This window comes from Mycobacterium sp. IS-836 (genome assembly GCF_001954275.1).
Classification (GTDB): Bacteria; Actinomycetota; Actinomycetes; order Mycobacteriales; family Mycobacteriaceae; genus Mycobacterium.
In genome coordinates, this window is sequence record NZ_MBEU01000027.1 from 1 (window position 1) to 24,014 (window position 24,014).

Annotated in this window: 15 protein-coding genes and 1 pseudogene; 13 read left to right on the top strand and 3 right to left on the bottom strand. The window is 68.3% G+C overall.

What is annotated here, in order from left to right:
- The 13 genes and pseudogenes from A5747_RS25050 to rfbA all read left to right on the top strand — a co-directional run.
- Nucleotides 1-1,884: hypothetical protein (locus A5747_RS25050; RefSeq protein WP_076123540.1), on the top strand; the 1,884-nt coding region annotated here is incomplete at its 5' end.
- A gap of 237 nt (nucleotides 1,885-2,121) precedes the next feature.
- Nucleotides 2,122-3,573 carry a hypothetical protein gene (locus tag A5747_RS09350; RefSeq protein WP_083700265.1) on the top strand — a complete coding sequence of 484 codons (1,452 nt, stop codon included), beginning with the start codon at nucleotides 2,122-2,124 and terminating at the stop codon, nucleotides 3,571-3,573.
- 134 nt (nucleotides 3,574-3,707) lie between these two features.
- Complete coding sequence (locus tag A5747_RS09355; RefSeq protein WP_076123607.1) at nucleotides 3,708-4,802, top strand: hypothetical protein; 1,095 nt, start codon at nucleotides 3,708-3,710, stop codon at nucleotides 4,800-4,802.
- 178 nt (nucleotides 4,803-4,980) lie between these two features.
- Nucleotides 4,981-6,468, top strand: a complete 1,488-nt coding sequence (locus A5747_RS09360) for a hypothetical protein (RefSeq protein ID WP_233147999.1) — start codon at nucleotides 4,981-4,983, stop codon at nucleotides 6,466-6,468.
- Nucleotides 6,469-6,554: 86 nt separating this feature from the next.
- Nucleotides 6,555-7,880 carry a UDP-glucose/GDP-mannose dehydrogenase family protein gene (locus tag A5747_RS09365; protein ID WP_076123542.1) on the top strand — a complete coding sequence of 442 codons (1,326 nt, stop codon included), beginning with the start codon at nucleotides 6,555-6,557 and terminating at the stop codon, nucleotides 7,878-7,880.
- A gap of 392 nt (nucleotides 7,881-8,272) precedes the next feature.
- A pseudogene (locus A5747_RS09370) lies at nucleotides 8,273-11,875 on the top strand (nitrate reductase subunit alpha); the annotation flags it as partial.
- A gap of 1 nt (nucleotide 11,876) precedes the next feature.
- Nucleotides 11,877-13,481 carry a nitrate reductase subunit beta gene (gene narH, locus A5747_RS09375; RefSeq protein WP_076123544.1) on the top strand — a complete coding sequence of 535 codons (1,605 nt, stop codon included), beginning with the start codon at nucleotides 11,877-11,879 and terminating at the stop codon, nucleotides 13,479-13,481.
- Complete coding sequence (gene narJ, locus A5747_RS09380; RefSeq protein ID WP_076123545.1) at nucleotides 13,478-14,164, top strand: nitrate reductase molybdenum cofactor assembly chaperone; 687 nt, start codon at nucleotides 13,478-13,480, stop codon at nucleotides 14,162-14,164. The genes narH and narJ overlap by 4 nt, the downstream gene beginning before the upstream one ends.
- On the top strand, nucleotides 14,161-14,904 hold the full coding sequence (gene narI / locus A5747_RS09385; protein ID WP_076123546.1) for a respiratory nitrate reductase subunit gamma: 744 nt from the start codon (nucleotides 14,161-14,163) through the stop codon (nucleotides 14,902-14,904). The genes narJ and narI overlap by 4 nt, the downstream gene beginning before the upstream one ends.
- A 112-nt stretch (nucleotides 14,905-15,016) precedes the next feature.
- Entirely contained in the window at nucleotides 15,017-16,459 is a 1,443-nt protein-coding gene (locus A5747_RS09390; RefSeq protein ID WP_076123547.1) for a NarK/NasA family nitrate transporter, read from the top strand.
- Between the two features lie 35 nt (nucleotides 16,460-16,494).
- Entirely contained in the window at nucleotides 16,495-17,244 is a 750-nt protein-coding gene (locus tag A5747_RS09395; protein WP_076123548.1) for a maleylpyruvate isomerase family mycothiol-dependent enzyme, read from the top strand.
- A gap of 35 nt (nucleotides 17,245-17,279) precedes the next feature.
- Nucleotides 17,280-17,654 (top strand): nuclear transport factor 2 family protein, encoded by a 375-nt coding sequence (locus A5747_RS09400; RefSeq protein ID WP_076123549.1) that lies wholly within the window; start codon nucleotides 17,280-17,282, stop codon nucleotides 17,652-17,654.
- A 16-nt stretch (nucleotides 17,655-17,670) separates the two neighbouring features.
- A complete protein-coding gene (gene rfbA / locus A5747_RS09405) occupies nucleotides 17,671-18,537 on the top strand; it encodes a glucose-1-phosphate thymidylyltransferase RfbA (protein ID WP_076123550.1) in 867 nt (288 codons plus the stop codon).
- On the opposite strand, the gene A5747_RS09410 is transcribed toward rfbA, so the two are convergent.
- The 3 genes from A5747_RS09410 to A5747_RS09420 are packed head-to-tail and all read right to left on the bottom strand — an operon-like array spanning nucleotide 18,488 to nucleotide 23,903.
- Nucleotides 18,488-19,753 (bottom strand): YibE/F family protein, encoded by a 1,266-nt coding sequence (locus A5747_RS09410; RefSeq protein WP_076123608.1) that lies wholly within the window; start codon nucleotides 19,751-19,753, stop codon nucleotides 18,488-18,490. The genes rfbA and A5747_RS09410 overlap by 50 nt on opposite strands.
- Before the next feature lie 31 nt (nucleotides 19,754-19,784).
- A complete protein-coding gene (locus A5747_RS09415) occupies nucleotides 19,785-21,074 on the bottom strand; it encodes a pyridoxal phosphate-dependent aminotransferase (RefSeq protein ID WP_076123551.1) in 1,290 nt (429 codons plus the stop codon).
- 30 nt (nucleotides 21,075-21,104) lie between these two features.
- Nucleotides 21,105-23,903 (bottom strand): (Fe-S)-binding protein, encoded by a 2,799-nt coding sequence (locus tag A5747_RS09420; protein WP_076123552.1) that lies wholly within the window; start codon nucleotides 23,901-23,903, stop codon nucleotides 21,105-21,107.
- Nucleotides 23,904-24,014: the final 111 nt, after the last annotated feature.

Consider the following 24,014-nt stretch of genomic DNA (forward strand, 5'->3'; position numbering starts at 1 on the left):
GTCAGCGCGTCCGACCGCGTGGTGGCCGCCATCCTGGCTACCCGCGAAGACTCCGACGCTGCGGGCCTCGAGCTGTCCTCCGTCGGGGTGGCGTGGACCGACCAACTCGAAGCGGCAACCCTGCGCGACGCACTCGCCGCCCACAAGCTCGAGAACGTGATGCTGGTCTCGACGTTTCTCGCCGCGGCGGCGCTCGGTCAATTCGTCGGCGGCGCAATGGGTTACGAGCGCACGGCGGTGCTTTTCGTCGAGCCCGATGCCGCCACGCTGGCCGTCGTCGAGACCTCCGACGGTTCCATCGTCGACCTCTATCGAGAACAGATCTACGCGGAGTCCTACGCCGAGGCCACCGCACAACTCACCAAGATGATCTCGGGGCTGGACGGGCTGGAATGGGGGCCGGGCGGCCTCTTCTTGATTGGTTCGGGTGTCGACATCGCCCCGATTAAGCCGACGCTGGAATGGGCGACCTCGCTCGTAGTGAGCGCGCCCGAGGAGCCCGGCACCGCGCTGGCCCGCGGGGCCGCCCTGGCCGCGGCGAACGCGCCGACGTTCGCCTCATCGACCGCTGCACTGGCCTACGCACAAGACCCGGGCACCGGTGCCGCCGTTTCAGTGCCCGAATACCTCAGTGTTTCAGGGCTTCTCGACGCTGACGACGACTTCGCTTACAGCGCCGTCCCCGACGAGGACGACGACGTCCCGACGGTCGTCATCGACCGGTCCGACGTTGCTGATCTGGAGAACCAACCCCGGCGCAGGCCGGTGCTGCTGGTCGGTAGTGGTTTGGCGGTCATTGGCATCAGCGCGGCGCTGGCCCTGGAAATCGCGCTGGCCATTGGCATCCGCGCGACCGGGACGGTCGCCTTGCGACCCACCCCGAGCCAAAATCTAATCGTCCCCACGCAGCAAACGCCCGCCCCCGCGCACCTAGAGGCATCCGTCCCGGCGCAGAAACTCAACGCCCCGATACCCCTAGCCGCGCCTATGCCGATACACCCGCAAGCCGCGCCGCTGCCCGCGGCGCCCGCGATGCCGGCGCCGCCGGCTCCCGCGGCTCCGGTGATTCCAGTGCCTGTCGTGGCGCCTCCGCTGGCGCCGGTTCCGGCGACCCCGCTCCTGGTGCCAGGTCTCGAAACGGTGATGCGACCGCCGGTGATCCAGCTCCCGCCGCGCGTATCGCCGCCGGTGGTGAATCAGCCGCCGGCCCAGGTCCCGCAGCTGCCATCGCCGCCGCAGGTGACTCCGCCGGTCCACGTGCCGCAGCCGCCGCAGGTGACCCCGCCGCAGGTGACCCCACCGGTCCACGTGCCGCAGCCGCCGCAGGTGACCCCGCCGCAGGTCACTCCGCCGGTCCACGTGCCGCAGCCGCCGCAGGTGACCCCGCCGCAGGTGACTCCGCCGGTCCACGTGCCGCAGCCGCCGCAGGTGACCCAACCTCCGGTCCACATTCCGCAGCCGCCGGTCGTAGCCCAGCCTCCAGTCCATGTCCCGCAGCCGCCAGTCATAGCCCCGCCTCCGGTCCACGTCCCGTTACCCGGCACGGGGTCCGGTAGTCCTGGCGGTGGTGGGCCGTTCGGCGGCGGGCCCCTCGGCGGAGGTGGTCACAGTGGCGGCGGGCCCTTTGGCGGCGGACCGATTGGCGGCGGACCGATCGGAGGCGGGCCCTTTGGCGGCGGCGGACCGGCCGGCGGCGGACCGATTGGTGGAGGACCGTTCGGAGGCGGCCACAGCGGCGGTGGTGGTGGGCCGTTCGGCGGTGGCGGCGGACCGTTCGGAGGCGGCGGCCTCGGCGGTGGTGGCGGCCTCGGCGGTGGCGGCTTCGGCGGTGGAGGTGGCGGCTTCGGCGGCGGCCACAGTGGCGGTGGAGGCGGCCACAAGTAACCGTCCGTCGTGTCCGGACGGGCTCGAAGTGCAACTCGAAAACGCACCGCGACGGGTACTGACCACCCCGCGGCCTCGGGGGTAGGCTCGGACAGATAAGGGCTGGTCAAGAAGATGTGCCGCCCATTCGCTAGAACTTCATAAGGCTCAGCAAATCCCGGATCGTGGGTCCTGCGCGGTGCTGCGGGACCAAAATCCTTGGGTAACAACGAGACTGTCGAGGGAGAACTTTCAGCGGTGGTGGGCGTCGTGCTTGGCGTATCGATGGCGCCGACGAAGGTCCGCATGGTGCTTGTCGAAGGTGAAAGCGCCGACGGGGCCGCCGTCGACCAGGACAACTTCGACGTCGCCGACGACTCGCCCCGCACCGCGCCCACCCAGGTCGTCTCGGCCATCCTCGGCACGCGCGAAGGCGCGGAAGAGGGTGGTTATCAGCTGCTGTCGGCCGGAGTGACCTGGACCGATCACGTCGGGGCGGCGTTGCTTCGGGACGCGCTGATTTCGCACAAGGTCGAGAACGTCATGCTGGTGTCGGCGTTCATGGCCGCGGCCGCGCTGACGCAAGCAGTCGGCGACGCCACCAACTACGCCAACACCGCGATGCTCTTCGTGGAGCCGTATACCGCGACCCTCGCCGTGGTCGATACCGCCGACGGATCGGTGTCCGATGTGCACCGCAGGGTTCTCCCCGACGACGAAGACCAGGCCGTCGCCGAACTCGTCCAGCTGGCCGCCCGTGCTGAATCGCTGAAAACGCGCCCCGACGGTCTGGTCGTCGTCGGCTCCGGCGTCGATATCCCGTTGATCAAGCCGGCGCTGGAGGCCGCGACCACACTCGCGCTTTCGGTACCCGACGAGCCGGAAATGGCGTTGGCTCGCGGCGCGGCGCTGGCGTCGGCGAACGCGCCGTTGTTCTCGTCGTCCACCGCCGCACTCGGTTATGCGCTGGATCCCGGCACCGGCGAGGTCGACCCCCTGGCGCTCACCGCGCAGTCGCCTGGACTACTACCCGCGTACTTGCCCGAATCCCGTGGCGCCGCAGCGCCATCTGCCGCCGTTGAGCCGGGCGATCCGGACGTTGCTTACAGCGCGGTACCGGACGACGACGCGGAAGCGGGCGTGGGTGTGGATGACGCCGCGCAACGCCGTCGGTCCGTCCTGCTGGTGGGCAGCACGCTCGCGGTGATATTCATCACCGCTGTGGTCGCGCTGGAGATTGCGCTGGCGATCAGCATCCGGCCGACGGTCGCGTTACGTCCCAGCCCCGCCCAAAACGTCGTCGTCCCAACCCAACCCGCGCCTGCGCCCGCCCCCGCCCCGGCGCCACCCGACATTGCAAGGCCGAAAATCCAGGCGCCCGCCCCGGTGGCGGTGCCGCATCCCATCGCCCCGCCGGCCGCGGTGGCGGTGCCCGCCGCTCCGCCGATCCCGGCACCGGTGCTTGTCCCCGTCCCGCGCGTGCCGATCATCGGACCCCCGGCACCCCGCGGGCCCTTCGGTGGTGGGCCCGGTCCCCGCGGGCCCTTTGGCGGCGGTCACGGTCCGTTTGGCGGCGGCCCCTTCGGTGGGGGACACGGGCCCTTCGGCGGGCACGGCTTCGGACCCTTCGGTGGCCACGGATTCGGCGGCGGCCACGGCTTCGGCGGCTTCGGTGGCGGCCACGGATTCGGCGGTTTCGGGCACAGGTAGCCGCGCGCGTCAGTGCGGCGAAACGGCCGCGTCGAGCTATGGTGGCGGACTGGGGCTTAGTCGCGCCCGTGATCGGCAAGCCCCGCGATGCGTTGTGTAACGCAGCAAATCCGTTGGGGGACTTGGAGATAACGGTGGACATCGTACTTGGCGTTTCTATGGCGCCGGAGACAGTCCGCATGGTGCTCATCGAGGGTGCGGGCGCCGGCGGCGTGACCGTCGATCAGGACGACTTCGACGTCACCGGTGATGCGGCGGTCGACGCCGCGGCGGATCGTGTGATCGCCGCGATCCTCGGGACTCGGGAAAGCGCCGTCGAAGGCGGCAACCAGCTGGTGTCCAGCGGTGTGGCCTTCACTGGTCCGGCCGAGGCCGACGCGCTGCGTGATGCGTTGGCCGCACACAAGCTTGAGAACGTCATGCTGGTGTCGGCGTTCATGGCCGCGGCGGCGCTGGCTCAGGCGGTCGGAAGCGCGACGAATTGCGCGCGCACCGCCCTGCTGTTCGTCGAGCCGGCCAACGCGACGCTGGCCGTCGTCGACAGTTCCGCGGGGTCGATCGTCGATGTGCGCCGCCGGCCCCTGCCCGACGGCGACGACGCGGCGCTCGCGCAGCTGACCGCGATGGTTTCGGGTGCGGAATCGATGAAAGCCCGCCCCGACGGGGTGTTCCTCGTGGGATCTGGCGTGGACATCCCGTCGATCAAGCCGACGCTGGCGGCGGCGACGTCGCTGTCGGTCACGGCACCCGAGGAACCGGATATGGCATTGGCGCGCGGGGCCGCGCTGGCGTCGGCGAACGCTCACTTGGGAGCCCCGTCCACCGCTGCGCTGCCCGACGCGGGTCCGGCCGGCTCGGGCTCAGCCGGGCTCGCCTACAGCGACGTCGCGGACGACGACACTGGCGCCGCCCCCGAATCCGAGGCCGGTGCCCGGCGCAGCCGCAAGGCTCTGGTCGCGGTCGCCATCGCGGTGGTGGTCTTCGTCGGCGGGACCGTCGCGCTCACGCTCGCGTTGGCCTTCGGCATCCGCCCGCACGTGGAACCACGGCCGGACGTCGGCAAGTCCGTCGTCGCACCGGCCCCCGCGCCGCCGCCGTCGGCGGGCCCCGGCCCGGAAACCGCGGCACCCCCCAAAGACGCGCCGCCGCAAGACCCCTCCACGCGCACCAGGGACCGCGTCGACGACTGGTTGCACCGCCACATCGGGCACGGCATTCCGGGCTCGTAGCGGGTAGCCTCGGCCAAGACCCCGGTGCTTCGAACGAGCGTAAAATCGGGCAATTGGGGAACCCAGGGGGAGTTCGCGGCGTAGCGCCGCCGGTTGAGCGTGCGACGACGACGTCCCTGGCCGTGATGGCTAGCAATACGACCATGGAGGAGCTTTGGACACCGTACTTGGTGTGTCGATGGCGCCGACTGCAGTCAGGATGGTGCTGGTCGAGGGTGAAAACGGGGATGGCGCCACCGTCGACGAAGACAACTTCGACGTTTCCGCTGACGACGACGCGGCCACAGTGAGCGCTGCCGACCAGGTGGTGTCGGCGATCCTGGGTACCCGCGAGGGCGCCGCCGAGGGCGGCTACCAACTGGCGTCGACCGGAGTCACCTTCACCGACCCCGTCGAGGCCGCGGCCCTGCGCGATGCACTGGCTGCGCACAAGATCGAGAATGTGATGTTGGTCTCGGCCTTTCTGGCCGCGGCCGCACTGGCTCAAGCGGTCGGCAACCAGACCAACTACGCCCAGACGGCGCTGCTGTACATCGAGCCCGATACCGCAACCCTGGCGGTCGTCGACAGCGCCGACGGATCGATCGCCGACGTCCATCGCGAGGCCCTCCCGGAAGACGACGAGGCAGCGGTGGCAAAGCTCGCCACGATGGTCTCCGCCGCCGAGGGCTTGCAGGCGCGCCCGGACGCGGTGTTCGTCGTCGGCTCCGGCATCGACATCCCGTTGATCAAGCCGGCGCTGGAGGCGGCGACCACCCTTCCGCTGACCGCACCCGAGGAGCCGCACACGGCACTGGCCCGCGGAGCCGCGCTGGCGTCGGCGAGTGCGCCGCTGTTTGTCTCGTCCACCGCAGCGCGTGCCTACGCTCAGGATCCCGGCACCGGAGCCATCGAGCCGCTCGCGGTCGCGCCCGGCTATTTCGAATTTCCCGGCACACAAGCCCGCGAGGACCTGGCCTACAGCGCCGTCCCTGAGGACTTTGCCGACACGTACACCGGCGAGCACGCTCCGGCGACGGGTTTTGTCGACGTCGGCGAGCGGAGATCGTTCGGCATGGTGGGGAGCGCCCTGGCGGGCATCTTCATCGTGGGTGTGGCGGCGCTGGTCGTTTCACTTGCGATCGCCATCCGGCCGACGTCCGGTGTGCGGCCCGTTCCCGGTCACAACGTCGTCGCCCCCGCCCAGCCGGCGCCGGCGGCCCCGGCGGCTCCCGCGCCTGCCCCGGCCGCGGTGCCCGCGCCCGCCCCCGCGCCAGTTCCTGAGGCGCCGGCACCGCAGGCTCCCGCTCCCGTCGCGGTGCCGCCGGCCCCGGCACCGCCCGTTGTGGCACCCGCCCCGGCTCCCGTACCCATCCCGGAGGCTCCGGCACCCGCACCGATTCCTGCCGCGCCGGCGCCGGCCCCCGTGCCCGTGGCGCCGATTCCGGTGCCGATTCCGTTGCCGATACCCGGCATCGGCGGTGGGCCCGGCGGCGGCGGATTCCCCGGCGGCGGTGGCGGCGGTCACGGTGACTACGGCGGCGGCGGTGGCCACGACGGCGGCGGCCCGTTCGGCGGCGGCGGGGGTGGATTCCCCGGCGGCGGCCACGGAGGCTTCGGCGGTGGCGGCCCCTTCGGCGGCGGCGGCGGCTTCGGTGGCGGCCACGGCGGAGGCCGCGGGCACTAGCTCCCGCGGCCACCTGTCACCTCCCGTTTGCCTGTCGCTCAGCGGGACGATGCAGTTAGCTCATCGCGGCCACCTACACCGGTTGTATGCGATGCACCGTTTTCGGCACCGGCTATCTGGGTGCCACGCACGCTGTCGGGATGGCCGAGCTAGGACATGAGGTCATCGGGGTCGATATCGATCCGGGTAAAGTCGCCAAGCTCGCGGGCGGCGACATTCCTTTCTACGAGCCTGGCCTGCAGAAGCTGTTGACCGAGAACCTGGCGGCGGGACGACTGCGGTTCACCACCGACTACGACCTGGCCGCGGAATTCGCCGACGTGCACTTCCTGGGGGTCGGCACGCCGCAGAAGAAGGGCGAGTACGGCGCCGACCTGCGCCACGTCCACGCCGTCATCGACACGCTGGTGCCCCGCCTGACCCGGCCGTCGGTGCTCGTCGGCAAGTCGACCGTCCCGGTGGGAACGGCAGCCGAGTTGAGTCAGCGGGCCGCAACGCTGGCGCCGCGGGGCGTCGACGTCGAGGTCGCCTGGAATCCGGAGTTCCTGCGCGAGGGATACGCCGTGCACGACACCTTGCACCCGGACCGCATTGTGCTTGGCATTCAACAGGATTCGACACACGCCGAGGCCGCGGTCCGCGAACTCTACGGACCGCTGCTGCAGGCGGGGGTACCGTTCCTGGTGACGGACCTGCAGACCGCCGAGCTGGTCAAGGTGTCGGCCAATGCCTTTCTGGCGACCAAGATTTCGTTCATCAACGCGATCTCCGAGGTGTGCGAGGCCGCTGGCGCCGACGTCAGCGTGCTGGCCGATGCGCTTGGATACGATCCGCGGATCGGGCGCCAATGTCTCAACGCGGGTTTGGGTTTCGGCGGCGGCTGTCTGCCCAAGGACATCCGCGCCTTCATGGCCCGCGCCGGTGAGCTCGGTGCCGACCAGGCGCTGACGTTCCTGCGCGAGGTGGACAGCATCAACATGCGCCGCCGCACCCGGATGGTCGAACTGGCCACCGCAGCGTGCGGGGGATCGCTGCTGGGCGCCAACATCGCCGTGCTCGGTGCCGCGTTCAAACCCGAGTCCGATGACGTCCGCGACTCACCCGCGCTCAACGTCGCGGGCCAGCTGCAACTCAACGGCGCCGCGGTCAATGTGTACGACCCGAAGGCGCTCGACAACGCGCAGCGACTCTTCCCGACGCTCAACTACGCGGTGTCGGTGGAAGAGGCCTGCGAGCGCGCCGACGCGGTGCTGGTACTCACCGAGTGGCGGCAGTTCGTCGACCTCGACCCCGGCGACCTCGCCGACCGGGTGCGCGCCCGGGTCGTCGTCGACGGCCGTAACTGCCTCGACGTCGCTCGCTGGCAGCGGGCGGGCTGGCGCGTGTTCCGGCTCGGCGCGCGACGGCCCTAGCCGGGCCATAGCGGGCCGTGCGGGCTCCCTCGACACGCGACTCGCCCTGGGCCCCAACGCATGTGTTAACGAGATGAAAAATGCTTGATTCCGCGCTGTGACGGCCGCGCGGCCCGCCGCCGTCACGTTCCGGCAGCCATGCCTCCCATCAGTGCTTTTCCGGCGCCGCTGGCAAAAGTGCGACCCGGCTCACACACCGCAATATGACCGTGGTGTTACGGCAACCGCACAACCGTGAGACCGTGTCGGTGCGAATTTTTGATCGGGTAAAAACCTGCCTTACCCTCGGTAAATGACCGCGCGATAGCCGTCGTTCGAGAGGAGGCGCCATGGTCGATCTGAACCCGAATTACCAGAGCGCCGGGGACGCGTTGCTCGGTTTCAGCAAATATTTTCACCGCGGCGAGATTTCGCCGGACCACCGCGCGCTGCACAAGGTCGGCGGCCGGTCGGCCGACGACTTCTACCGGGACCGCTGGGCACACGACAAGGTCGTCCGTTCGACGCACGGCGTCAACTGCACGGGATCGTGCTCCTGGAAGATCTACGTCAAGGACGGCGTCATCACCTGGGAATCCCAGCAAACCGACTACCCATCGGTCGGCGCCGACAAGCCGGAGTACGAGCCGCGCGGCTGCCCCCGCGGCGCCTCGTTCTCCTGGTACACGTATTCGCCTGCGCGCGTGCGTTATCCGTACGTCCGCGGGGTCCTGCTGGAGTACTATCGCGAGGCCAAGGCGCGGCTGGACGACCCGGTGCTGGCGTGGGCCGACATCGTCGACGATCCCGTCAAGTCCGCCCGCTACAAGGCGGCGCGCGGCAAGGGCGGGTTTGTGCGCGCCGAGTGGTGGGAGGCCGCCGAGATCGCGGCGGCCGCGCACGTGCACACGATCAAGAAGTACGGGCCCGACCGGGTCGCCGGCTTCTCGCCGATACCGGCGATGTCGATGGTCAGTCACGCCGTTGGGGCGCGGTTCATTTCGCTCCTCGGCGGGTCGATGCTGTCGTTCTACGACTGGTACGCCGACCTGCCGGTGGCGTCGCCGCAGGTGTTCGGCGACCAGACCGACGTTCCGGAGTCGGCCGACTGGTTCGACGCCGGATACCTGATCATGTGGGGCTCCAACGTTCCGGTCACCCGGACGCCGGACGCGCACTACATGACCGAAGCCCGGTACCGCGGCCAAAAGGTGGTCGTGGTCTCGCCCGACTACGCGGACAACACCAAGTTCGCCGATGAATGGCTGCCGGCCCGACCGGGCACCGACGCGGCGCTGGCGATGGCGATGGGACACGTCATCCTCAAGGAGTTCTTCGTCGACCGGACGACCCCCTACTTCACCGACTACGTGAAGCGCTACACAGATCTGCCGTTCCTGGTGACGCTCACCGAGCGAGACGGGGGCTGGCTGCCCGGAAAATTCCTCACCGCAGCGGATCTCGGCGACACTAGCGAAGGGGCCGAGTCCAAGACCGTGCTGCTCGACGCGCAGGCCAACCCGGTGGTGCCGAACGGCTCGCTGGGCCACCGGTTCACGGCGTCCGGCGAGGGCAAGTGGAACCTCGACCTGCACGGCGTGGACCCGCTGCTGACGCTGCACGGCGTCGGCGACGACATGGCCGAGGTCAAACTGCCGCGCTTCGACGGCGACAGGCCCGGTGTCCTGGTCCGCGGGGTACCGACGAAAATCGTTGCCGGACAACGCGTGACGACGGTCTTCGACATCCTGCTCGCCCAATACGGCGTGCACCGCGACGGCCTGCCGGGGGAGTGGCCCGCGGACTACGACGACGCCACCGTCCCGTACACCCCCGCCTGGCAGGAGCCGATCACCGGTGTGCCCGCCAAGGCGGTCGAACGGATCGCGCGCGAATTCGCCGACAACGCCGAACGTTCGCGCGGCCGATCGATGATTCTGATGGGCGCGGGAACCAATCACTGGTTCCATTCCGACCAGATCTACCGATCGTTTCTCACGCTGGTGATGCTCACCGGCTGTCAGGGCGTCAACGGCGGCGGCTGGGCGCATTACGTCGGGCAGGAGAAATGCCGGCCGGTCACCGGCTGGTCGACGCTGGCGTTCGCGTTGGACTGGCAGCGGCCGCCGCGCCAGATGCAGGGCACGGTGTTCTGGTACCTGGCGACCGACCAGTGGCGCTACGACCGGTTCACCTCGGAGGTGATGGCCTCCCCGCTGGCCGAGGGGCGGTTCGCGGGCCGGACCGCGGCCGACAGCATCGCCCTGGCCAGCCGGCTGGGCTGGATGCCGAGTTATCCCACCTTCAACCGCAATCCGCTGGATCTGGCCGACGAGGCGGCACGGCTGGGCAAGGACGCGTCGGAGCACGTCGTCGACGGCCTGAAGTCCGGCCATCTGCAGTTCGCCTGCGAGGACCCGGACGCGCCCGAGAATTTCCCGCGCTGCCTGACGGTGTGGCGGTCCAACCTGCTCGGCTCGTCGGCCAAGGGCAACGAGTACTTCCTCAAACACCTGCTGGGCACCGACTCCAACGTCGCGGCAACAGACGAAGACGCGGTGCGGCCGCAGGAAGTGCGCTGGCGCGACGAGGCGCCGGTGGGAAAGCTGGACCTGCTGTTGTCGATCGACTTCCGCAATACCAGCACCACACTGTTTTCCGACATCGTGCTGCCCGCGGCCACCTGGTATGAGAAGCACGACCTGTCCAGCACCGACATGCACCCGTTCGTGCACGCCTTCTCGCCGGCGATCTCACCGCCGTGGGAGACCAAGACCGACTTCGAGGCCTTCCACCGGATCGCACGCGGGTTCTCCTGGCTGGCCGAGAAGCACCTGGGCAAGCGCAAAGACATCATCGCCGTGCCGCTGCAGCACGACAGCGCCGACGCCACCGCGCAGCCCGGGGGACGGGTGCTGGACTGGAAAGCCGGTGAGTGCGAGCCGATTCCCGGCAAGACGATGCCGCGGCTGGTCGTCGTCGAGCGGGACTATCCCGCGGTCGGCGACAAGATGGCGGCGCTCGGGCCGATGGTGGAAACCGTCGGGCTGACGACCAAGGGCGTGACGACGCACCCCGACGCGGAGGTCGAGTACCTCAAGGGCGTCAACGGCACGGTGGTCAGCGGCATGGCCGTCGGGCGGCCGTCACTGGCCAAGGACACCCACGCCGCCGAGGCGATCCTGGCGCTGTCCGGGACGACGAACGGGCGCCTGGCGGTCGAGGGGTTCGAGGCGCTGCAGCGGCGCACCGGCACCGAGCTGGCCGACCTCGCGAAGGAGAACGAGGGCCGGCGAATCACGTTCGCCGACACGCAGTCTCGGCCGGTGCCGGTGAACACCTCGCCGGAGTGGTCGGGTTCGGAGACGGGCGGCCGGCGGTACTCGCCGTTCACGATCAACACCGAACGGCTCAAGCCGTGGCACACCCTGACGGGTCGCCAGCACTTCTACCTCGACCACGACTGGATGAGCGAACTCGGCGAGCAGTTGCCGATCTTCCGTCCGCCCCTGGACATGACCGCGCTGTTCGACGAGCCGGCCGTCGGCGACACCAGCGGTGGGATCACCGTGCGGTATCTGACGCCGCACTCCAAGTGGTCCATCCACTCCGCCTACCAGGACAACCTGCACATGCTCACGCTTTCCCGTGGCGGGCAGGCGATCTGGATGTCCGACGTGGACGCGGCGAAGATCGGCGTCAAGGACAACGACTGGATCGAATGCACCAACCGCAACGGCGTGGTCAATGCGCGCGCGATCGTCAGTCACCGGATGCCCGAAGGTCTGGTGTTCATGTACCACGCGCAGGACAAGGCGGTCGACGTGCCCCGCACCGAGAAGACCGGAAAACGCGGCGGTATCCACAACGCGCTGACCCGGATCATGATCAAGCCGTCGCACCTGATCGGCGGCTACGCCCAGCAGTCGTTCGCGCTGAACTACCACGGGCCCACCGGAAACCAGCGCGACGAGGTCACCACGATAAGGCGCCGTTCGCAAGAAGTGGAGTACTGACATGAAAGTCATGGCTCAGCTCGCGATGGTGATGAACCTCGACAAGTGCATCGGCTGCCACACCTGCAGCGTCACGTGCAAGCAGGCCTGGACCAACCGCGGCGGCATGGAGTACGCCTGGTTCAACAACGTGGAAACCCGCCCCGGACAGGGATACCCGCGCCGCTACCAGGACCAGGAAAAGTGGAAGGGCGGCTGGACGCTCAACAAGCGCGGCAAGCTGACGCTCAAGTCGGGGTCGCGGATCAAGCGGCTGCTCAACATCTTCGCCAACCCCGACCTGCCCACGGTGTCGGACTACTACGACCCGTGGACCTACGACTACGAGAACCTGCTGTCCGCCCCCGCGATGGACACCACGCCGGTGGCCCGCCCCAAGTCGCTGATCACCGGCCAGGACACCAAGGTGACCTGGGGCGCCAACTGGGACGACGACCTCGGCGGTGGGCCAGAGCAGGTGGGCCGGGACCCGTTGCTGGCCAAGCTATCCGACGAAGTGAAGCTCGAATTCGAGCAGACGTTCATGTTCTACCTACCGCGCATCTGCGAGCACTGCCTCAACCCCTCGTGCGCCGCGTCATGCCCGTCCGGCGCGATCTACAAGCGCAGCGAAGACGGCATCGTGCTGGTCGATCAGGACAAGTGCCGCGGCTGGCGGCAGTGCGTCACGGGCTGTCCCTACAAAAAGATCTACTTCAACCACAAGACCGGCAAGGCCGAGAAGTGCACGTTCTGCTACCCACGCGTGGAGGTGGGCATCCCGACGGTGTGCTCGGAAACCTGCGTCGGCCGGCTGCGCTACATCGGGGTGCTGCTCTACGACGCCGATGCCGTCGCGGCCGCGGCGTCGGTCCAAGACGAGCAGGACCTCTACCCGGCCCAGCTCGGTGTCTTCTTGAACCCGCACGACCCCCGGGTGGTCGCGGAGGCCGAACGCGCCGGGATATCGAGCGAGTGGATTGAGGCCGCGCAGAATTCGCCGGTGTATCGGCTCATCGTCGACTACCAGCTGGCGCTTCCGCTGCACCCGGAGTACCGCACCATGCCGATGGTTTGGTACATCCCGCCGCTGTCGCCGGTCGTCGACGTGCTGGCCAAGACCGGCCACGACGGCGAGAACAAGAACAACCTGTTCGGCGCCATTGATGCCCTGCGCGTCCCGATCGAATACCTGGCCGAGCTGTTCACCGCCGGCGATCCCGGCCCGGTTCGCCTTGCGCTGCAACGGCTTGCGGCGATGCGATCGTACATGCGCGCGGCGAACCTGGGCGAGGAGTTCGACGACACCATTCCGGACTCGGTGCGGCTAAGCGGCGACGAGATCGAATCGATGTACCGGCTACTGGCGATCGCCAAGTACGCCGACCGCTACGTGATCCCCAGCGGCGCGGGGTCCGACGCGCACCGACTCGACGCGCTAGCCACCGGGTGCAGCCTCGACGGCGACGGCGGGCCGGGAATGACGGCCTACGACGCGATGGCCGACAAATTCCATGTCACCAACGGCAACGGCAACGGCACCGACAACGGCGATCGCAGCAAGTCCGGCAGGAACCTACTCAACTGGGACGGCAAGAGCACCGACGGGCTGGTGCCCTCGAAGTGAAAACGTTGACCCGCAATCGGCGCCCGGCCCGCGCCGCCGTTCCCGAACGCGACCGCCGGCTGCTGTGGCGCATCGCCGCGCTGCTGCTGGACTACCCCAGTGACCAGACGCTCGCGATGACCGATGAATTGACCGCCGCCGCAACGCAACTGCCCGTAGCGCTGGGCGCGCCGCTACTCGAGTTTCTGCGGCAGGAGTTCCGCGGCGCCGATCCGATGCAGCTGGCGGGGCGGTACGTCGAGACGTTCGACATGCGCCGGCGCGCCAGCCTGCACCTGACCTACTACGCCTACGGCGACACCCGCAAGCGGGGCATGGCGTTGCTGCGCTTCAAGCATGCCTACCGCCAGGCGGGGATGCAGCTGGGCGACGACGAACTGCCCGACTACCTGCCGCTGGTGCTCGAGTTCGCTGCGACCGTCGACCCCGCGCAGGGCGAGCGGCTGCTCGCCGAACATGTGCCGGTACTGGAATTGCTCCGATTGTCGCTGCGGGACAGCGGTTCTGGCTACGCCGGTATCCTCGCCGCCGTCCTCGCCACGCTGCCGCCGATCAGCACCGCCGACCGGCGCCGCATCGCCGAACTGGCCGCGGAGGGACCGCCGGAGGAAGACGTCGGACTCGAGCCGTTCGCGATGGATCCGCTCGCGATGGATCCGCTGAGCGCCGGAGGTCGCCGATGAACATCGTGCTCTGGATGACCGCGCCGTATGTCGCGTTCACATCGTTTGTCGTGGGCCACCTCTGGCGCTACCGCACCGATCAGTTCGGCTGGACCACACGGTCGTCGCAGATCTACGAAAGCCGGCTGCTGCGCATGGGCAGCCCGCTGTTTCACTTCGGCCTGCTTGGTGTCTTCGGTGGACACGTCGTCGGCCTGATGATCCCCGAATCCTGGACGTCGGCGGTCGGGTTCCCCGAATGGGCATACCACCTGATGGCCGTGACGATGGGTTCGCTGGCCGGCGCCGCGGTCGTGACGGGGCTGGGAATCCTGCTGTACCGGCGCGTCACGGTGCCCGAGGTCAGGAAGGCAACCACCCGCAGTGACAAGGTGATGTATGCGCTACTGGTAGGTGCGCTGGTGAGCGGGATGCTCAACACCCTGAACAACGTGTTCACCACCTACAACTATCGCGAGACCGTATCGCCGTGGTTCCGCAGCCTTTTCACGCTGGATCCGGCGGTCGAGCTGATGGCCAACGCGCCGTGGACGTTTCAGGTGCATGCGCTGATAGTCCTTGCACTGCTTGGTATTTGGCCTTACACGCGGCTGGTGCACATGTTCAGCGCGCCGGCCGGATATCTGGTCCGCCCTTACCTTGTCTACCGCAGCCGCGACCCGCAGAAGGCGTCGGCCAACCGCTACGCGAAGGCCTGGGTGGCACCCGTGGCGCCGCCCGCACGCAGCCGCTGGGTGTGACGGCGATCTCATAAATAGCTCACGCCCCCGGCGTGCCCGGATGTGAGCAGCTTGTAGCACGCGGGTCATCGCGGGAAGCGTTGCCGCAATAACACTTTCCTACGGTGATTGCATGCTGTTACAGACGCGCCGACACACGATCGATGACTGGGACGCCGAAGACGTCAACGCCTGGAACAACGGCGGTGCGAAGATCGCGCGCCGCAACCTGATCTGGTCGATCTTCGCCGAGCACGTCGGGTTTTCCGTCTGGTCCATCTGGTCGGTGATGGTCCTTTTCATGCCGCAGAACGTCTACCACATCGACGCCGCCGGAAAGTTCTTCCTCGTCGCGATGCCGACACTGGTCGGCGCGATCCTGCGCCTGCCGTACACGTTCGCGACCGCGACATTCGGCGGGCGCAACTGGACGGTGTTCTCCGCGGTGGCGTTGGCGCTACCCACGGCGTTGACGCTCTACTTCATGGCCCACCCCGGCACGTCCTACACGACCTTCATGATCGTGGCGGCTATCGCCGGCCTGGGCGGCGGCAACTTCGCGTCGTCGATGACGAACATCAACGCGTTCTATCCACAGCGGCTCAAGGGCTGGGCGCTCGGGCTGAACGCAGGCGGCGGCAACATCGGTGTCGCGATGATCCAGATCGTCGGGCTGCTGGTGATCGCCACCGCGGGTAACCGTGCGCCGCACCTGGTGTGCGCCGTGTATCTGGTCCTCTTGTCGCTCGCCGCGGTCGGTGCCTCACTGTTCATGGACAACCTGACCAACCAGCGCACCAACGGCCGCTCGATGATCGACGTGATGCGCTACCGCGACTCGTGGTTGATCGCGCTGCTCTACATCGGGACGTTCGGTTCGTTCATCGGCTTCTCCTTTGCGTTCGGCCAAGTGCTGCAAATCAGCTTCCTGGCCAACCTGTCTCACGGCGCGAAAGTCACCCCGGCCATGACCGCCCACGCGGCCCTGCACGCCGCCCAGATCGCGTTCATCGGCCCGTTGCTGGGTTCGATCGCGCGGCCGCTGGGCGGTTCGCTGTCCGACCGCATCGGCGGCAGCCGGGTCACTCTTTACGTCTTCGCCGCGATGATCGCGGTGGCCGGCTGGCTGGTGGCGCTGGGCCGGATGGCCGACGCCGCCCACGGCGCCGTGTCGGGCGGCGGTATGGCCGCCTACGTGGCCGGGTTCGTGGCGCTGTTCATCCTGTCTGGAATCGGCAACGGCTCGGTGTACAAGATGATCCCGTCGATCTTCGACGCCAAGGCGCACAGCATCGACGATCTCGGGCAGGCCGAGAAGGCCGACTGGTCGCGCCGGATGTCGGGCGCGCTGATCGGGATCGCCGGGGCCATCGGCGCGCTCGGCGGTGTCGGCATCAACGTCGTGCTGCGCGCGTCGTACCTGTCGCCCGCGAAATCGGCGACGACCGCATTCGGGGTCTTCCTGGCCTTCTATGTGGTGTGCGCCGTGATCACCTGGTTCGCCTACGTCCGCACCCCTGGTCGGGCGCGCTTCCGGAAGCCGGCCACGGTCGCGGAGGCCGCCGCACCCGCGTGATACCCGCGCCCAACGGGCCCGGGTAGCCTGACCGCGTGGACTATGCGGCCGCGTTCCTGAAGGAGAACCGCGCGTTCTCAGAGCTTTTCCGCGACGTCGACGACGCCACGCCCGTGCCGACGTGCCCGGGCTGGAGCCTCAAGCAGTTGCTGCGCCACGTGGGCCGCGGCGATCGCTGGGCGGCCCAGATCGTGCGGGACCGGCTCGACAGCTACCTCGACCCGCGCACCGTCGAGGGCGGCAAGCCGCCGCCGGACCCCGCCGACGCGATCTCCTGGCTGCAGGGCGGCGCCCAGCGCCTCGTCGATGCCGTCGAGCTGTCGGGCGTCGAGACGCCGGTATGGACGTTTCTCGGGACGCGTCCGGCGAATTGGTGGATCCGGCGCCGGCTGCATGAAGTCGTGGTGCACCGGGCCGACGCGGCCATCGCGCTGGGCCGCGAGTTCACGCTCGAACCCGACATCGCGGCCGATGCGATCACCGAATGGCTTGAACGCGTAGCGATCCAGGCCGGAAGCGACGGGGAGGCATTGCCGCTCGAGGAAGGCGACACCATCCACCTGCACGCCACCGATTCCGGTGCAACCAGCGAATGGACGATCAGCGCCGCCGGCGGCCGGATCGGCTTTGCGCACGAGCACGGCAAGGGCACCGTGGCGCTGCGCGGCGGCGCCACCGAGCTGCTGCTGGCGCTAGTGCGCCGCGTTCCCGTCGGCGACACCGGCGTCGAGGTGTTCGGCGACGATTCGGTCTGGCGCAACTGGCTCGACCACACGGCTTTCTAGCCACGGCCGGGTGCCCACACGGTAACTTTCAGACCATGACCACATCGGAGATCGCCACCGTTCTGGCGTGGCACGACGCTCTCAACGCCGCCGACCTCGACACGTTGGTGGCCCTGTCCAGCGACGACATCGACATCGGCGACGCCCACGGGGCCGCGCAAGGCCACGAGGCGCTGCGCAGGTGGGCCGCCTCGCGCAAAGCGACGGCGGAGATCGGCCGGATTTACGTCCACGACGGCGTTGTCGTCGTCGAACAGAAGCTCAGCACACCCGACGATCCCGGCGGGGTCACCAACTCGGCGTCGGCGTTCCGGGTGGTGCACGACCGCGTCACCTCGGTCTTCCATCATCACGACCTGGCATCGGCGTTGGCGGCCACCGAGCTCACCGAAGCCGACGCCGCCGATTAAGGCATCAGGAGCATTCATGCGCGGGATCATCTTGGCGGGCGGCTCGGGCACGCGCCTGCACCCGATCACCATGGGCATCAGCAAGCAGTTGCTGCCGGTCTACGACAAACCGATGGTCTACTACCCGCTGTCCACCCTGATGATGGCGGGCATCCGCGACATTCTGGTGATCACCACCCCGCACGACGCGGAGGGCTTTGAGCGACTCCTCGGTGACGGCTCGCAATTCGGCGTCGATATCAGCTACGCGACGCAGCATCGACCCGACGGGCTGGCGCAAGCCTTCGTCGTCGGCGAAAAATACATCGGCGGCGATTCGGTGGCATTGGTGTTGGGGGACAACATCTTCTACGGCCCGGGACTGGGCACCAGCCTCAGTCGCTTCCAAAAGATCAGCGGCGGAGCAATTTTCGCTTACTGGGTGGCCAACCCGTCGGACTACGGCGTCGTCGAGTTCGGGCCCGACGGCATGGCCCTGTCACTCGAGGAGAAACCGGCCACACCCAAGTCCCAGTACGCCGTGCCCGGCTTGTATTTCTACGACAACGACGTAGTCGAAATCGCCAAGGGCTTAAAGAAATCCGCGCGCGGCGAGTACGAGATCACCGAAGTCAACCAGATCTATCTCAACCGGGGACGGCTCGCGGTCGAGGTGATGGCCCGCGGCACGGCGTGGTTGGACACCGGCACCTTCGACTCGCTGCTGGACGCCAGCGACTACGTCCGCACCCTGGAACGACGGCAGGGCCTGAAGGTCAGCGTTCCCGAGGAAGTGGCGTGGCGCCAGGGGTGGATCGACGAGGAGCAGATGGAGCGCCGCGCGCACACCTTGGTCAAGTCCGGGTATGGGCGCTACCTGCTGGAGCTGCTGGAACGGAACTGACGCCGCCCGGTTTGGCCAGCACCGCCGCGATCGCCGTCGTCAGCGGCACCGAAAGTGCCAGCGCCACACCGCCAACCGCTGAGCGCGCCAGCTCGATCGCCACACTCTCGCTCGTCAGCACGTCACCGAGCGAGCGGTTGGCGACGCTGAATAGCAACAGCAGCGGCAGCGAACTGCCGGCGTAGGCGAGCACCAGCGTGTACACCGTGCTGGCGATATGATCGCGGCCCACCCGAATCGCGCCGAGGAAGATGGCCCGCCGCGAGCCGCCGAGGTGGGCGAGCTCGAACACCGTGGACGCTTGGGTCACGGTCACGTCGTTGAGCACACCCAGCGATCCGATGATGAACCCGGCTAGCAGCAGGCCGCTGATCGAGACGTTGCCCAGATACGCGCTGACCGTGGAGTTCTGGTCGTCCGACAGCCCGGTCAGATGAGCGAATTCGATTGCCGCCCAAGATAATCCCGCGGCCAGCAGCAATGCCGACAAGGTGCCAAGCAGCGCGGCGCTAGTGCGCAGGTTGACCCCGTGCGCGAGGTAGATCACCACGTAGAGGATCGCGGCCGACGCCACCAGTGCCACGGGGATGGCCGGCGCGCCGTCTCGCAGCGCGGGCAGCAGGAACACCACCAGCACCAGGAACGCGACGACGATGCCCACCAACGCGAGCAGCCCACGCCAGCGCGCCACCGCGACGATCACCACCGCGAACACGATCGCGAGGCCGACCAGGGCCCAGCCCCGTTCGAAGTCGTAGAAGGCGTAGCTGGTAGCGCCCTGCTCGTCGACCTGCCGGACGAGCCGGATGTGGTCGCCCGCCGCGAATTGGGGCTGACCGGGGCCTGGGGAGGACTCCAGCAAGGTGTTTGCGCCCGCGTTCGGTCCGGAATCGATTGCGACCAACGTCAGTACGCACCGTCCGGCGCCCGGCGTTCCGGGCTGGGGCGCGGTGCTCAGCACCTGGCCTGTCGACGGGCTGCCGCAGTCGCTCAGCAGGCTGGACAGCACGTGGCCGCGCTGGGTGCTCACCGCGCCGCCGGAGGCGTTCTGGAACGGCATCGGGATGGCGACGTGCTGGCGGCTGGGCCACAACAACACCGCGCCGGCGATCACGGCCAGGCCGATCGCGGCCAGCAGCCCGACGACGATCCGGGCGGGCAGGGGTCCCAGCGGGGCCGGGCCGGACGACAAGGTGTGCGAGTGTGAGTGGGTCACCCGCTCCACCGTAGAGGCGGCCGGAAACCGCCTACGGCCGGTAGCTGGCCAGGAAGTTGCCCAACCGGTCGATCGCGGCCGCCAGATCCCGGGCCCAGGGCAGCGTCACGATGCGTAGGTGATCCGGTGTGGGCCAGTTGAACCCGGTGCCCTGGGTGACCAGGATCTTCTCCTGCAGCAGCAGGTCGAGCACCAGCTGTTCGTCGTCCTCGATGTCGTAGACCTCGGGGTCCAGCCGCGGAAACGTATACAAGGCGCCCTCGGGTTTGACGCAGGACACCCCGGGAATCTCGTTGAGCTTCTTCCACGCGACGTCGCGCTGCTCGAGCAGCCGGCCGCCGGGAAGCACGAGGTCCTCGATGCTCTGGTGGCCGCCGAGGGCAACCTGGATCGCGTGCTGGGCGGGAACGTTCGGGCACAGTCGCATATTGGCCAGCAGGCTGACGCCCTCGATGAAGCTTTCGGCGTGGTCCTTGGGTCCGGTGATGGCCAGCCAGCCCGCGCGGTATCCGGCGACGCGGTAAGCCTTGGACAGGCCGTTGAAGGTCAGGCACAGCATGTCGTGGGCGAGCGACGCCACGCTGATGTGCTTGGCATCGTCGTAGAGGATCTTGTCGTAGATCTCGTCGGCAAGTAGCAACAGCTGGTGCTTGCGCGCCAGGTCGACCATCTGGGTGAGGACTTCGCGGCTGTAGACGGCGCCGGTGGGGTTGTTCGGGTTGATCACCACCAGCGCCTTGGTGCGCTCGGTGATCTTGGATTCGATGTCGGCGATGTCCGGCTGCCAGCCCTGGGTCTCGTCACACAGGTAGTGCACCGGGGTGCCGCCCGCCAGGGAGGTCGACGCCGTCCACAGCGGGTAATCCGGCGAGGGGATCAACACCTGATCGCCGTTGTCCAGCAGGGCCTGCAGCGTCATGGTGATGAGCTCGGAGACCCCGTTGCCGAGATAGACGTCGTCGACGTCGAACCGTGGGAAGTCGTCGACCAGCTCGTATCGGGTGACCACCGCACGCCGGGCCGGCAGGATGCCCTGCGAGTCCGAGTAGCCCTGCGCGTACGGCAGCGCCTGGATCATGTCGCGCATGATCACGTCGGGCGCCTCGAAGCCGAACGGCGCCGGGTTGCCGATGTTCAGCTTGAGGATCCGATGCCCTTCGGCCTCCAGCCGTGCCGCGTGCTGGTGCACCGGGCCGCGGATTTCGTACAGGACGTCCTGCAGCTTGGACGACTGCGCGAAGGCGCGCTGCCGGTGGTGACCTGCGGTATGCAGGTGTAGCTGGTGTGCGGTCACGTCACCTATGGTGCCATCTCTGTCCACCGAAATTTGCTGACAGAGCTCAAACTGTGATCAACGCTTCCCCGGGGGGCGGGCGCCGCGCGCGATGCCCAGCCCTTTAACAGGCGCGGCGGGCGCCGGCGGCGGGGCCGCCTCGCCGTCGGCCTGCTCGGACGGCTCCGGTTCGGCTTTCGCTTCCGGTTGCTGCTCGGACGGCTCCGGCTGCGCGGGCGCCGCGGGCGCGGCTTTCTTCGCGCCGGGCCGTTTGGCGCCCGCGGCGATACCCAACCCCTTCACCGGGGCGGCGGGTGCGGCGGGCGTGGCCGGGGCCTCGGCTTCCGCCGCCGGCGCACTTTGCTCGGCCGCCGGGGCCGCGGCCTTCTTGGCGCCGGGTTTCTTGGCGCCGGCGGCCAACCCCAGGCCCTTGGCGGGTGCGGCCGGCGCGGCGGGCGCCGCGGTTGCCGATGCCTCCGCCGCCGGGGCCGCTTTCTTGGCGCCGGGTTTCTTCGCGCCGCCTGCGATGCCCAGACCCTTGGCGGGTGCGGGAGCCTTGGCGGGCTGCTCGGCGGGCTTGGGTGCGTCGGCGGGGGCTTGCGGGGGTGCGCTCGGCGCCGCGGCCTTAGGCGCCGCGGCGGCCCGCTTCTCGGCCTCCTTGGCGGCCGTGCCCTTCGCCGGCAGGGTCGCCTTGTCGTACTCGAGCGACCCCAACAGCACCTGGGCCACGTCGAGCACCTCGACGCCGCTGCGACCGGCTTCCTCCTGCCGGTCGTTGACGCCGTCGGTGACCATCACCCGGCAGAACGGGCACGCGGTGGCGATGGTGTTGGCCCCCGTGGCCAGCGCCTCGTCGACGCGTTCGTGGTTGATGCGCTTGCCGATGTGCTCTTCCATCCACATGCGGGCACCGCCGGCGCCGCAGCAGAAGCTGCGCTCGGCGTGGCGCGGCATTTCGGTGAACTTCGCGCCGGAGGACCCGATCAGTTCGCGCGGCGCCTCGTACACCTTGTTGTGCCGGCCCAGATAGCACGGGTCGTGGTAGGTGATGTCCTGGGACACGGGGGTGACCGGGACCAGCTTCTTGTCGCGCACCAGCCGGTTGAGCAGCTGGGTGTGGTGCAGCACGGTGTAGTTGCTGCCCAGTTGCCGGTATTCCTTGCCGATGGTGTTGAAGCAGTGCGGGCAGGTGACGACGATCTTTCGGTCGACGGTCTCCACACCCTCGAACAGCCCGTCCAGTGTTTCCACGGCCTGCTGGGCCAGCTGCTGGAACAGGAATTCGTTGCCCGACCGGCGCGCGGAGTCGCCGTTGCAGCTTTCACCGGTGCCGAGCACCAAGTACTTCACGCCCGCGATGGACAGCAGCTCGGCGACAGCCTTGGTGGTCTTCTTGGCCTTGTCGTCGTAGGCGCCCGCGCAGCCGACCCAGAACAGGTATTCGTAGCCGTCGAAGCTCTCCACATCCTGGCCGTAGACCGGGACGTCGAAGTCCACCTCGTCGATCCAGTTGGTTCGGTCGCCGGCGTTCTGCCCCCACGGATTGCCCTTGGTTTCCAGATTCTTGAACAACGTGGACAGCTCGGACGGGAACTCCGACTCCATCATCACTTGGTAGCGGCGCATGTCGACGATGTGGTCGACGTGCTCGATGTCGACCGGGCACTGCTCGACGCACGCGCCGCAGGTGACGCAGGACCACAGCACGTCGGGATCGATCACGCCGCCCTGTTCCTCGGTGCCGACCAGCGGGCGGTTCACCTGCTCGGGTCCCGACCCGGGGACGCGGCCGAACCCGGACTCCGGCACATGATGGTGCTCACCGCGACCCGACTCGACGTAGCCGCCCTCGGCGGCGGGTTCCTTTTCTCCCAACAGGTACGGCGCCTTGGCCATCCAGTGGTCGCGCAGGTCCATGATGACGAGCTTGGGCGACAGCGGCTTGCCGGTGTTCCAGGCCGGGCACTGCGACTGGCAGCGCCCGCACTCGGTACAGGTGGCGAAGTCGAGCATGCCCTTCCAGGTGAAGTCCTCGATCTTGCCGCGCCCGAATTCCGCGTCGTCGGGCGGGTTTTCGAAGTCGATCGGCTCGCCGCCGGACTCGACCGGCAGCAGCGGGCCCAACCCGTCGGGCAGCCGCTTGAACACCACGTTGATCGGCGCCAGGAAGATGTGCAGGTGCTTGGAGTGCAGCACGATGATCAGGAAGGCCAGCATGACGCCGATGTGCAGGAGCAGCGCCACCGTTTCCAGGTACTCGTTGCCGGTGTGGCCCAGCGGCCGCAGGATCGTGCCGAACAGCTGCGACAGGAACGCCCCGTCACCGTAGGGCAGCGTGCCGTTGTTGACCGCCGACCCGCGCACCAACACGTACGTCCAGATGACGTTGAAGATCATGAACAGGATCAGCCATGCGCCACCGGTGTGCGAGCCGTAAAACCTTGAGGTGCGGCCTATTTCGCGCGGGCTGCGCATGATGCGGATCACCGCGAAGGTGGCGATGCCGAGGAACACGGCCGTCGCGAAGAAGTCCTGCAGAAAACCCAGCGCGTCCCATCGGCCGATGATCGGGATGTGGAAGTTCGGCTGGAAGAGCAACCCGTAGGCCTCGATGTAGACCGTGAGCAGGATGAAGAAGCCCCACATGGTGAAGAAGTGCGCCAGCCCCGGGATCGACCATTTCAGCAGCCGGCGCTGCCCGAAGACTTCGGCGACCTCGGTCCAGATCCGGGTGCCGACGTTGTCGGTGCGCCCGGTCGCCGGCTGGCCGGACATCACCAGCTTGTACAGCCATAGGACCCGGCGGGCCGCGAATGCGCCCACCAACACGGTCATGCCCAGGCCCACTACCAGTCTGATGACGGTCTGCGTGGTCACAGAAGGTCTCTCCCATGCATCGTTGCTCTAGCGTGCTTTGTTGCCTGCTCAGGCTTGCTCATAGTGACACCTTCGCCGCTTTCGACGCGAGAGAGGCTGCCCTAACTTCCC